Annotated in this window: 8 protein-coding genes; all 8 read right to left on the bottom strand. The window is 40.1% G+C overall.

Annotated features, from left to right (window positions below):
- Window positions 1–560 precede the first annotated feature (560 nt).
- Window positions 561–1,283, bottom strand: coding sequence for a tetratricopeptide repeat protein (locus tag AAEY99_RS15990; RefSeq protein WP_351011177.1), 723 nt, complete (start codon window positions 1,281–1,283; stop codon window positions 561–563).
- Between the two features lie 14 nt (window positions 1,284–1,297).
- The gene (locus AAEY99_RS15985; protein ID WP_101087117.1) at window positions 1,298–3,250 is read right to left on the bottom strand and encodes a secretin GspD/PilQ domain-containing protein; all 1,953 of its coding nucleotides are present in this window, start codon (window positions 3,248–3,250) and stop codon (window positions 1,298–1,300) included.
- 269 nt (window positions 3,251–3,519) lie between these two features.
- A complete protein-coding gene (locus AAEY99_RS15980; protein WP_101087116.1) occupies window positions 3,520–4,971 on the bottom strand; it encodes a sigma-54-dependent transcriptional regulator in 1,452 nt (483 codons plus the stop codon).
- A 12-nt stretch (window positions 4,972–4,983) separates the two neighbouring features.
- On the bottom strand, window positions 4,984–5,352 hold the full coding sequence (locus AAEY99_RS15975; protein WP_162023198.1) for an Hpt domain-containing protein: 369 nt from the start codon (window positions 5,350–5,352) through the stop codon (window positions 4,984–4,986).
- Between the two features lie 277 nt (window positions 5,353–5,629).
- Entirely contained in the window at window positions 5,630–6,439 is an 810-nt protein-coding gene (locus AAEY99_RS15970; protein ID WP_220487207.1) for a putative bifunctional diguanylate cyclase/phosphodiesterase, read from the bottom strand.
- A 197-nt stretch (window positions 6,440–6,636) separates the two neighbouring features.
- Window positions 6,637–8,970 carry a response regulator gene (locus tag AAEY99_RS15965; RefSeq protein ID WP_351011176.1) on the bottom strand — a complete coding sequence of 778 codons (2,334 nt, stop codon included), beginning with the start codon at window positions 8,968–8,970 and terminating at the stop codon, window positions 6,637–6,639.
- Window positions 8,971–9,072: 102 nt separating this feature from the next.
- The gene (locus AAEY99_RS15960) at window positions 9,073–11,520 is read right to left on the bottom strand and encodes an ATP-binding protein (protein ID WP_351011174.1); all 2,448 of its coding nucleotides are present in this window, start codon (window positions 11,518–11,520) and stop codon (window positions 9,073–9,075) included.
- Window positions 11,521–11,691: 171 nt separating this feature from the next.
- The gene (locus AAEY99_RS15955) at window positions 11,692–12,687 is read right to left on the bottom strand and encodes a response regulator (RefSeq protein ID WP_351011172.1); all 996 of its coding nucleotides are present in this window, start codon (window positions 12,685–12,687) and stop codon (window positions 11,692–11,694) included.
- Window positions 12,688–12,972: the final 285 nt, after the last annotated feature.

Raw genomic sequence — 12,972 nt, 5'->3', positions numbered from 1 at the left:
TAAATCCTTCTTGGTCGAAAGATCTGATCGTAAAGAGGGCGTTTAGTTCAATTCTTATCCCGAGTTCAGGTTAATTACATTGTTAGATAACTGAGGCCCTTATTGGCGGCTATTGTCGACGGCTTTAGCAGCTCCATTGGTTTGCGGTTAGTGTTGCTGCATTTCTAAATGTTTGGCTCAAGGTAATAAGTGATTAAGGCCAATGTCATCCGTTATTACCGTGTTGCTGTTGGTGCCAGGAATAACGGCTTGGGCATATTCTCTTAATGTGATTTTTTGCAGCCTATTGCGACAACTGAGGTGTTAATCAATTCCATGCTGTAATCACTTAACTGATACTGAGTTGCTGAGTATATGAATGTTGAGCTGTTGAGCTGTTGAGTAAATTTTTATAAATACTCTTACACAGAGCAAATTAATACGATATTTACTGGCTTATCGTTACCAACGACAACGTTTTGGCTTAAGCGAATCGTTAGTCAGCTCTGTATTACAGATAAGAGCATTGGCCTAAAGCAAAAAGTCCCCATTTGGGGACTTTTACAAGCTGAATAATGACATTACAGACTACTTAACTGGACTCGACACTCAGGATGGTCACTTAAATACAGCAGTCTCGACAAACTTTGTCGGTGTGCCGGCTGGTAACTCAGGGTGTCGGCGTAAAAATGGCATGCTTGCGACCAATTTGATTGTGCTTCGTGAATTAGTCCTAAGTGGTAACTGGTTCGCCATACTGGAGCGCCTAATCGGTCGGCGGTAGCAATCACGGCTTCGGCTTTTTCGTAACGACCTTCTAAATAATAACTTGCTGCTAATGTTGCATGCAGTTCTGGGTGATCCGGTTGTAACTGCACTTGTCGTTGTAATACGGTTCTTGCCAGGTTGATATTACCCTCTTGCATGGCCAGTTTACTGCGCAAAATGGCTACTTCGGATACTGGTTGTTGTTGCGATAACAACCTATCTAGCACCATTTGGCTATCAACATCACGACCGATTTGATGGTAAACAATCGCGGCTGTAAAACCAATTTGTTGGTGTTGTGGATAGGTCATTGTTAATGCACCTAGGTCGTTCGACAAGCGTTCACAGTCACTAATAGCAGACTGATAACCTTGGCAATTAACACCATCGGTTTGATTTACATTGTATTGTTTTAACATCGCCGTTAACTGATCATCTGGCTGATATTCACGCTTAGTTTGGCTGGTACTACACGCACTGCTGACTAAGGCAACCACAATCACGGTACTGAGGCGGAAATGAGTTAAGGTCTTCATAATTAATGTCCTCTTTATAGTGACGAGTCAGCTAATGGAAATTGCATGCTTTGTAGCATTTCAGCTGATGTTTGGAATTGCCATAAGGCAACATCATGACGTGGCTCTCTTACCAGTGTTGGCGTCACAATAATAATTAACTCGCGGGCGGTATCGGCGTCAGACGATGACTCGGTTAACTTACCCAGCAACGGAACATCGTTAATACCCGGTACAAAGTCACGTGAGTCACTAATGTCACGGCTGACTAACCCACCGATGATTAATGGCTGTCCATCACGTAAGCGCGTACTGGTGGTCAGGTTTCTGACATTGAATGCACTAGTGGTTAATGATGACCCTGTGCTCGACGATATTTGTTGGGTTAACAAAGTGTCTGGTGTTGAAATACTAGGACTTAAATCTAAAGTGATTAAGTCGTTTTCGTCCACCATTGCTCGTACTTCAAGCTGGATACCAAACGATTTAAACTCGGTGCCACTAAATACCCCTTGGCTATTACCCCCATTGGCACTACTAATTCCATTGGGTGAAAATGACGTTGGCACTGGCACTTCACCACCGGCTCGGAATACGGCTTTTTCTCCTGCTAAGACGGTTAACGTCGGACGAGATAATGTGCGTGAGATACCGTCTTTTTCTAACAATGAAAACAGTAAATCAAATGCAATCTCACTGCCGCCCACTTGGAAGTTGTTCACCAGTGCGCCACCTAATACCTGCAATGCATTTTCGACTTGGCCTGAACCCAGTGCTTGATTAGTTGCCCCATCTAAACCGAAATTACCGTCTGTTTTGTTGTAGCCTTGAGTGATCAATGAAAAGTCAGGACGCCATTGGGTTAAACTGCGACGATTCACTTCGTACATTTGAATCGCTACACGAACCTGGGGTAAATCGCGGACTTCGATGGTCGACAATAATCTACCATTCGCCATAGACAACAACTTGGCTCTGGCAATATTTGACTTCACATTGTTACTGCTAGATTTTGCATTACCGCCTCTATTTGATGACGAATTACTGCTTACCTGTTGGCTTGAGCTGATTAACCCACCCGACTCATTGGCGATAACGGTAATGTCATTACTGCCTGCTTCTATTTTTCCAGTGATTGAATTAATACGATCTCCAGTGAAAAGGCGCGATGCTAAATTTAATACTCTAACGAGGTCAACTTGGGTTTCAACCTGACCGCCTAGTAACAAGGTGTCGGCTTGATCATCAGGCATGTCGCCTTTTTGAATACGACTTACCGTGACTGATTCACCACCTAATTGAATAATGGCCTTTTTGACTTTTTCAATCATGCTCATTGGTAATACATCAACTTGAATTAAGTTGATAATAGCGGCGTGGCCTACACTCCCCCGATTAGACTTACGCAGTTGCTGCGACGGTAGACGAATATTAGGGCTTAAGTCGGCCAAAAAATCGGTAGGTGATTTCATGACTAAACTATTGTTATCGTTGATACGGTTTTTACCTGCATCTAAGTAATGACGAGCGGCAGTTTCAGCGGCTAATTTATATTTTACCGTTGGCACTCGGCCCCTAAGTACCAGAGCTGCGCGATCAGGTGCTAATGTTAGGCGAATTTTAGGGTGAATATCACTGAGCGCTTGCCTTAACACACTCAAGTCTTCTGTGACACTGAATAGAAACGTTTCAGAGGTGTCGTCGGTATACCAAACAATAAGGCTGGTACGGCCCACTTTTTTTGCCAGTGCTAATACTTCATTTTTATCGAGTACTTCAACTTGCATAATGGCATCTTGGCCAATGGCTACGCGTGAAATGCTTTTTTTAAACACCAAACGTGAATGAGTCCACTGGACCATTTCTCGGATCATACTGGACTGGCGGCCATCTGCTGTTTCAATAAAATCTAGCCCTTTAGTGCCAGCAAATACTGACATGCTCACTAGCAACAAACAGATTGACGTTACACAGAGAGATTGTTTCATGGTTCACCCCTTAACATTTAACGCGTCATTTAAGACAGTACAATGATTAATGCAGGAAGCTGGCCACAAAATTAAAAAATATTAGTTATTTTAAAACAGTAGGTTAGGCAGTTATTTGTCGTTATTAAATGTTCTGACTTACATTACTCTCAAATCGATTCGCATTTTGCGACGCACTTAGGGGGATGAGCCTAGCAATTTGAATGGCTTTTCAAATGGCAAAAAAAAGTTACCGATTAAGGTAACTTTTAACGGTTTAGAAAAGACTATTAACTCTCAGCCCAGCTTTTCATTTTTCGATAAATAGTTGATGCGCTAATGCCTAAATAAGCAGCTGCTAGTGGAATATTACCGTCACATTGGTCAATGGCTGCTTCAATGGTATTTTTCTCTACTATCCAAAGCTGAACAATATTATGTGGTGAAGGTTGTTGGGTATTAACGCTATTGGTTGAGGTTCTGGCCGTGATATTAGTGGTTGTTTGACTCGGCTGAATACCATGGTTATTTGTAGGGTGGCTGTTGGTATGGCTGACGATTGAATGACCAAAATTACCTGGTAACATGCCCTGCTGTACAGTCTGACCATCATAGATCACCACTATATTTTCGATCACATTTTGCAATTCACGAATATTACCAGGCCAATCGTATTGCATAAAGGTATGCTTAACGTCAGCACTAAAGTCGGTAAACTGTTTGTTATTCTCAGCCGTTTTAGACTGCAAAATATGATTTGCTAGCAATAAAATATCATCGCCACGCTCACGTAATGGCGGCAACATAACCGGGATAACATTGAGTCGATAGTACAAGTCTTCCCGAAAACGCCCTTCACCGACTTCTTCTGCCGGATTACGGTTCGTTGCACAAACGATGCGGACATCACTTTGTTGCAGATCGTTACTGCCCACTTTACAAAATGTACCCGTTTGTAAAAAACGCAATAATTTTGCTTGCAAATTTAATTGCATTTCACAAATTTCATCTAAAAATAGCGTACCACCATTGGCGACTTCGACAGCACCTTTACGATCCGTTAATGCGCCACTGAATGCACCTTTAACATGACCAAAAAACTCTGACTCAAATAGCTCTGCAGGAATAGCCGCACAGTTAATGGCAATAAATGGACCTTGCTCGCGAGCACTGGCCTGATGCAAACCAAGAGCACACACTTCTTTACCTGTACCGCTTTCACCGGTTACAAACACACTGGCTTTACTGCGTGCAGCACTTTCTAATAAGCGAAATACGGTATGCATTGATAACGATTCACCAATAAAGTTCATTCGCTCGAGCGAGGTTGCTTCTGGCTCTACAGTAATGGTTTTTATGTCTTGATTTTGTTGCTTAACAGCATTACCTACTGATGTGGTTAGGCGTTCTGAAGTAAACGGTTTTTCAATAAAGTCATAGCCACCTAAGCGCATTGCATCAACGGCAACATCGATAGAACTGTTTGAAGTGATGATAATCACTTTGGCTGAGGTGTCTTGATTATTGACGTATTTCAATACTTCTAAACCACTAATGTCGGGTAAACAAACATCTTGCACTAATACAGCAGGCATTTTTTCTTTAATCGCCACGAGTGCAGAATAACCATCGACAAAATGTTGCGTATCAAAACCGGCCTTTTTCAATTGGCTGCAATATAACGCTCCACTAGAGAGGCTGTCTTCAACTACGTATACGAGCGGTTTATTGTGTTCATTCATTACCGACCTTCCCTACTCGACTAACGAGTGAATATGCACGTTAAATACATTGAGTGTTTCAACTAAAATAGCTATTAACTGCTGAGTTTGTGGGATAAACGCTTGGCCAATTTCTATTTGATATACCAGACAGGCACTTTTCGATAAACGTTCTGCTCCATATAATGCAGCAGTGTTCTTCAGGATGTGCGTCACGTTATTAATCTCTTGGTATTGTTGTTGCTCTACTGCCGTTTGCAGATTTAAATGCAATTGAATTAATTCTTGTTCAAATAAATTAAGCAAATGTTGATAAGTTTCAAAACCTAAATCGGACAATAAATTGTCTAAGGTACTTCGCTGCATGATTGGGCATGCTGTTATTGCTGTGGGTTCTAACATTGTTCACCTCATGGTGGTTTATATAACCACTGCGTTATAAGCATAATGATCAAAAAGCTTTAAAGTCGCGTTTTGGCTTGTCTTATAGGGTAAACGCAAGAGTTACGCCAAGATAAAGGAAACAATTTTACCGTTATTATTCAGTGAATTAATTAACCTCATATTATAAACAAAGGCTACTTAATTTACAGTCGCATATTGATTCGCATTTTGCAAATCAATATGCAGCTTCAGTATCTACAAAAATAGTTTGGTCATAAACGATAAACAAAATATGTTAACTCCATAGGCTAAGGTTCTTTTCTAATGTTTGTGGTTTACCCAATAAGTAACCTTGGACGACATCGCACCCAAGCTGACTTAATATTTGCAGCTGGCTTTCTGTCTCGACGCCTTCTGCGACAATATGTAATCCAAGTCGTTGCGCCATGGCGATAACGGCGCTGCATAAAGTGAAATCTTCATTATTGTCTGCAATGCCACTGACAAAGCTGCGATCTATTTTTAGGCCGTCAATATTGAATTTTCGCAATAAACTTAATGAGGCGAACCCAGTCCCAAAATCGTCCAGCCACACTTGTACATCTTCTTGTTTAAAGGCATTAAACACTTTACAAATGGTTTGGGGATCGTGAATGAGTGCGGTTTCGGTTAATTCTAATTTAACGGCAGACGGCGGGATTTGGAGTTCGATAATAAGAGACATGAGTTGTTCATAAACATTAGTATGCAGCAACTGAACTGGGGATACATTCAACGATAAACAAATGTTTTGCATGCCCTGGTTACGCATGCGCTTTAAATCTAGCAATGCTTGTTGAAATATCCAACTCCCTAGCTCTAAGATTTGTCCACTTTGCTCAGCACAAGGGATAAAGTCACTGGGCGAAATAACCCCAAACGTTGGCGAGTCACATCGAACCAATGATTCAAAGCCGACAATCCGACCTGTTTGCACTGAAATAAGCGGTTGATACACCATGCTGAAACAATGTTGTTTTAATGCCTCCTCTATAACGTCGGTAAGGTCATTCCAATTTGAGTTACTTGCATCTTCATTGATCACAGTTTGTTTTTGGGGATACATATCTGACTCCAAAACGATTAATACTTATGTGGTAATTAATAGACAGCAAGAGTCGAGCCAAAAAAACGATTATTAATCAATCGATAAATCACTGATATATAAAGCAATAACTGCAATGAAATTAGTTAAGTTATTTTAGATAGCAACTTGCCATTCTGTTTGCAAAATGCAACTCAAATTACAAAGCAAACAGATGACTACTGTAGGAATTTAGACAGGGTTTGTAAGAAGTGAACTTTGTTAATCGGTTTTGAAACATAATCGTCCATACCTGCATCCATAAAGCGTTTTTTATCCCCTTCCATAGCATTGGCGGTAAAAGCAATGATGGGCGTTTTTTTGCATAAAGAGTCTGCACGAATGAGTGTAGACGCGGTAATGCCATCCATTCTTGGCATATATATATCCATTAAAATAACGTCGTACTTTAGTTTTTTGGCCGCTTCAACGGCCTCTATTCCATCATTAACAATATCAATATTACATTGCAGTTTGTCGCACATCGCTTGCATCACTAGTTGATTAGTCTTGTCATCATCGGCGAGCAATATTTTGACATTTCTATCGCGAAGGTTGAGATTGCTAATTAATGTTGCTGAGTTATATTCAACCGGTTTAGCTAGGGTAAACGGTATACCAATAATGATTTCGGTACCGCTTTGTTCTTGGCTGTTTATCGTTAATGTCCCTTGCATTAACTTAACTAAATTATTACTGATTGCTAAGCCAAGCCCAGTACCTGAGCTGTGTTTTATTGCACTATTATCGACTTGAGTGAAGGGTTCTAAGATGTGATTCAGCATCGTTTCAAGAATACCAATACCGGTGTCGGTAATGGTAATTGTCACGCTCACTTGAGTATCTGAGACCACATCGTATGTTGCGGTTAAGTTTATACTTCCCACTTTGGTGAATTTGATCGAATTTGATAATAAATTAAGTACTAATTGGCGTATGCGGCCTGGGTCACCGAGCAAACTTAACTCTTGTTCAGGTAATGATAAACTAAGCGATAAACCACTCGCCTCAGCATTTGTATTCATTAAGCTGCAGGCAGATTGCAGTGTGGTCGTTAAATTAAAGGGTTCAGAGACTAAGGTTAACTTACCGGCTTCCATTTTGCTGACATCTAAAATGTCGTTCAATATTTGCAGTAGGCTATTAGATGAATCTTGCATTGTGGTTAAATAAAATTGTTGCTGCGAATTAAGCTCTTCATCGTCAACCAACACATCCAAAAGGCCAATAATACCATTTAATGGGGTTCTGACTTCGTGACTGACATTGGCTAAAAATTTTGATTTAACTACGTTAGCCGTTTCTGCTTTTTGGCGCGCTTCGATGAGTTGTAGTTCTTTGCGTTTCAACTCAGTTATATCGGTATGGAACCCAACAATACCGCCATCTCGCATTGGTCGTTCAACCATTTTAATCCAACGGCCGTCATTGAACTCAATAATCCGCTCAGGTTGCTGCTTACGTAGGTCATCTACATCTAGAAAATCAGGTTGTTTAACTAAACTGCGTACTGTGGAGTTTTTTCGTAATTCTTGATAACTAATGCCTTCGTGAACAATATCAGCCAGTTCAGGATAAAGCGAAATAAAATTTTGATTATACACCGCCACTTTTTGCTGATTATCAAAAATGATAAATCCATCAGCTAATGCTTCAATCGCATCACGAAAACGTCTTTCATTCCTAACTTGATTAACTGATAACATATGTAACATTTTACGTAAGTTAGCCGGTAATCGAAGCAATAAATACATCAGCATGGCCAGGCAGCCACCAGCAAAAATGTATCGCGTATAATGCCACCAAGAGTCGTTAGTTGACTCATCCGGAGTTAAATGTTCAATAATATCAGCTTGCGAAATTACATGTTGATTGTCTGTTTGTACGGCAAGGAACAGGCTCGATGCCAGTACAATCAAACTGATTGAAAAAGCCACGGCTCTGCGGGTCCATAGCGGCGATGGTTTCGTGAGTAAGCTGATTAACCTTTGGGTAAATGAGCTTTGCTTGTCGGTTGCTATTTCTGCACTGCGTTGACGGATCAGGCTTTCAATTACTTTACCAAAATCTTGCAGATGCTGTTTGTCGCTATAATTAAATTGTCTTGGCTTAGTGTCGATAATGCACAAGGTGCCAATACGATGACCACCAGCAGTTTGCAAAGGAAATCCTGCATAAAAACGAATTTTAGGGCCATCTAAAACTAAGGGGTTATCAGCAAAGCGTTGGTCTTCTAAGGTATCTTCAACAACAAATACATCACTGGAATGAATAGCATGGCCACAAAAGGACTCTGCTCTACCTGTTTCGCAGGCTTCTAAGCCTTGTTTAGATTTGAACCATTGTCTATTTTTATCAACCAAACTGACCAAACAAATTGATACATTGAAGTAGGCTTGGACAAAACGAGTCATGTGATCAAACTGCTCTTCTGGAAACGTATCCAGCAAATTCAACTCAAGTAATGCCTTAAGCCTGTTTGCTTCATCAATTGTCGGCTGTGGTTGATCCATATTAGGTCCCTAGAATTATCAAACATCAATAACACTCTATATTACTATCAGTGCTATCGCTATATAGAGTTGATTTGTATGCACAAATCATTGAGACAACCGTTATAAGCCATTTAATTGATCTAAGGTATATTGGAGTTTATCTAACTTACTCCGCTTAACACTATTGGTTGAATTCAAATAGCGTTGGAGTAACTCATACAAGCTGTCTCGATTGATGGGTTTTGCTAGATAATCATTCATTCCTGCTTGAATAAAACGCTTTTTATCACCATGAATAGCATTAGCCGTCACGGCTATAATCGGTGTTTGACTGAATATCTCTCGACCAGAACGAATTTTTTCTGTCGCGGTAATGCCATCCATAACAGGCATTTGAATATCCATAAGGATTAAGTCGGTTTTGTGTTCAGCTAAGTAGTTCAATGCTGCTTGGCCATTTTCAGCACAATGAACCTCACAACCCACTTGAACCAGTATTTGACTTAACACTGCCTGATTGTTGATGTTATCTTCAACGATTAATACATGCTTATCAGTAAACTGCAGTGCCAGCGATGGTGGAAACCCACTCTCGCATGAATGAGTTAACTCTAGGTTAACCAAAGGATCATCTAATAACTCTAATGCCCAACTCAAATGTGATAATTTAAATGGGCCATTAAGCTGAATTTCGTTTTGATTGTTATACACAAAACTACTCTCTTGGCCGAGTAAGTCTATTGAAAGAAAACACACTTTGGTTGATTTAAGGTTATTGATGGCTTGCAAATAATCACGACAAGACTGCAATTGATTTGGGTCTGTTAACACAATAATATCGACATTATCTGCTAGCTGTTGTGGTAAATCAGTCGGGTTGTTAAACGCACTATAAGTGAGACTGTAATGCTGCAACATATTGTAAACGGCTGGATTTAAGCTGTTATTTTGACCGACAACCCAACAATGTGAATATTTATTATTATTAATAATTTTGGCGGTTGAATCACAAATTTTAGGCTCAAGCTTCAGCGGAATTTCAACAATAAAACGACTACCTACCCCGAGAGTCGATTCAACACAAATATCACCGCCCATCGCTTCACAAATCTGACGACAAATTGCCAGCCCTAAGCCACTACCACCATAAACACGAGTTGATGAGGTGTCTGATTGCATAAACGCTTCGAACATCTGTTCAATTTTATCCGCCTCAATACCAATCCCCGTATCTTGAACGGTTATCTGTAAGGTGAGTTGGTCATCATTATTCATGTAATTAACCGATACCACGACCTCCCCTTGGGGGGTAAACTTAACGGCATTGGCCAATAAATTAATTAATATTTGCCTGATACGGGCTTTATCACCAATGATAGCTAGCGGCACTGTTGGCATAATATTTAAGATAACTGATAAGCCTTTTTCTAAAGCTGGGCCAGATACGATATCAATCGCTTCTTCAAGGCAACGATCAAGCTTAAAAGGTTCATTAACAATATTTATTTTACCGGCTTCAAAACGAGAATAGGTCAGGACATCATCTAAGATACTCAATAATGCATCACTACTGGTTCTTATCATGTCTGTAAAGCGTGTTTGCTCACGGGTTAAGCCGCTTTCGAGCAGGATATCAGCAGAACCAATCACTGCGTTCAGTGGCGTACGAATTTCATGGCTTATATTGGCCATAAAACGACTTTTAGCTTCGGATAATTGCTCTGCTTGATATTTAGCTTCTTGTAAAACTTTTAAAGCAGCCCTGTTTTCGCTAATGTCGGTTTGTACCGCAATAAAGTGGCTTATGTTGCCAGTGCTATCAACCACCGGACTGGTATTAATGTTGACCCAATAAGGTTCGCCATGACAATTGTAATTAATAATGTCGGTTTGAAAGCTTTTACCTTGACGTAACGCCTCTGACATTAAGGTTATTGTTTGAGGATTGCTGTCTTTACCTTGCAATAAATGACCAGGTTTTTTACCCATAATATTTTTTAAGATATAACCGGTGCTTTCTTCAAAACTTTTATTCACCCACTCAATGAATCCCTCGCGATTGGTTATCACCACTAAATTTTTGGTATGGCTGGCCACTAACGATAAACGCTTAACATAGTTTTGTTGATGAAGTAGTTGTGCTTGTATATCTTTATGTTGCTGAATTTCAAACAGCGAACCGATGTAACCACCGTCACCGTCTTGCACTAACTTTAATTCAAACCAGTGATGCTGACCGTTTAATAACTTAAGTTGAACTTCAATAATGGTTGGGACATTGTTACGGCTGTAGGCTAATTTATGTAGACACACTTCAAGTAATGCCAGTTGCGTTGACGAACTGATTAACGAACACAAATTCATTTTCTCTAACGACTCACGATCATAACCTAATCGCTTTTTCCATGCGGGATTGGTATACGTTAATTCAAGTTGGTCATTACATTCAAAAATGCATTCATCTAAAAGTTCAAGTAATTTAGTTTGACGTTTTTGTGCATGAGAGAGTTTTTCAACAAGTGCATATTGAATTTGAACTTGTTGCTCATCCCTGGATTCATCAGCCATGATTAGCCGCCTTTATTGGTTAGCTTAAGTCGTTCGAATGACACTACTTGGGTATATGGTGGCAACACATCTTCGCTATAAACTGACTGCACAGACGGCTTATTAACGACAATGGATAATCAATTCCTACGTTGTCGTATCAGAGTGAATGTATTTTATATAACAAAGCTTTTATTGCAGCTGCCATTGAACTAAAAACTTTTCTAATGCCAATTTAGTGACTGGTTTTTCTAAATAATGGGTAATACCTTTACTGAACAGGTGCTGGATTTCATCGGGCTCAGTGAGCCCGGTTAACGACACTTTAGGGGTTAGCCGATTCATTGCGTCATCGTTAACCAGTCTTTGTGCCACATCGCTGCCATACAACCCTGGCATACGTTCATCGAGCAGAATTAAATCAAATGTTTGTTGCTGTGCTAGCGCTAACGCTGAATTGCCATCATTCGCCGACACCACTTTACAGCCGAGCTTTTCAAGCATGGCTTGGGTAGCAACTTGACTAGGAATACTGTCGTCGGCAACGAGTATAGATAATGGCTCTGGTGAAGCTTGCTTGTTAATCATGTTAATAATATCCGTATCATAAAATGGCCAAAACAAAGTTGAGGTTGGGCTAACATCGGTATCTGGAGCATTGACAATGTTACATAATGTCAGCTTGATAACGTCATTGTTATTATCAATATCATTGGTGGTTTTAGACTCCTCGTCAATTAAATCTACACTCAACGCAGACTTCATTTTCAAATGAGTAAAATTAACCAACGAAAATTTAATATACGGCGCTAAGACAGCATTAATCTTGTTCGATCCACTCCGTAATTCGATGAATTGATGAGGAATCGACACTGGCTGAGAAAAAAAGGCTTTCTCTGGTGTGGTGCAGATAGCGGCAATGTCGGTGTTTGTATCAGCATAAATGGCAAGCTCTAAATGCTTACTTTTAGCTGCAACGATCAGCACAATTTTTTCATCCGCGACTTGTAGCACTTGTTTTATCAGTTCACTCAATTGCTGATGCATTAACGTCGGATCGGACTGATATACCGCACTGTAATAGCCTGTTTTATTGATTAAACAAGGTTGAATAGTTTTCCCATGCTCGGCTAATTCTTTAGCGAGCACACATTGAATGAATTCAAGTAATTCAATTTTAATACTCATAACGAACTGCCTCTTTGCTCTCTACCGACAACGAAGAAGCAGCAATTTGTACGCCATTCATACAGAGGCAATCTAACACATTGTTATTAGACAACAATTTCCAACATCAACCAACATTGGAGAGTCTATGGGTATTTGGTTTGCATGTTGAGACGCAATTTGAGTTGCATTATGCAAATCAAATTGCAAAGCGGGCATTATCCACCAAAGCAAAAGAGATAAAATAAGGGACACAAATGGCAATATCTGTCCCAGAATACTCAACAATGCTAGCAAATGACGTTA

Origin of the sequence: Shewanella sp. S1-58-MNA-CIBAN-0166 (assembly GCF_040310085.1) — a bacterium.
Taxonomy (GTDB): Bacteria; Pseudomonadota; Gammaproteobacteria; order Enterobacterales; family Shewanellaceae; genus Shewanella.
This window is presented reverse-complemented; position numbering and strand designations above follow the sequence as displayed.

Coding starts and splice junctions, on each gene's coding strand:
- AAEY99_RS15980 (WP_101087116.1), bottom strand. CDS start 4,971: ATGAATGAACACAATAAACCGCTCGTATACGTAGTTGAAGACAGCCTC.
- AAEY99_RS15975 (WP_162023198.1), bottom strand. CDS start 5,352: ATGTTAGAACCCACAGCAATAACAGCATGCCCAATCATGCAGCGAAGT.
- AAEY99_RS15960 (WP_351011174.1), bottom strand. CDS start 11,520: ATGGCTGATGAATCCAGGGATGAGCAACAAGTTCAAATTCAATATGCA.
- AAEY99_RS15965 (WP_351011176.1), bottom strand. CDS start 8,970: ATGGATCAACCACAGCCGACAATTGATGAAGCAAACAGGCTTAAGGCA.
- AAEY99_RS15970 (WP_220487207.1), bottom strand. CDS start 6,439: ATGTATCCCCAAAAACAAACTGTGATCAATGAAGATGCAAGTAACTCA.
- AAEY99_RS15990 (WP_351011177.1), bottom strand. CDS start 1,283: ATGAAGACCTTAACTCATTTCCGCCTCAGTACCGTGATTGTGGTTGCC.
- AAEY99_RS15955 (WP_351011172.1), bottom strand. CDS start 12,687: ATGAGTATTAAAATTGAATTACTTGAATTCATTCAATGTGTGCTCGCT.
- AAEY99_RS15985 (WP_101087117.1), bottom strand. CDS start 3,250: ATGAAACAATCTCTCTGTGTAACGTCAATCTGTTTGTTGCTAGTGAGC.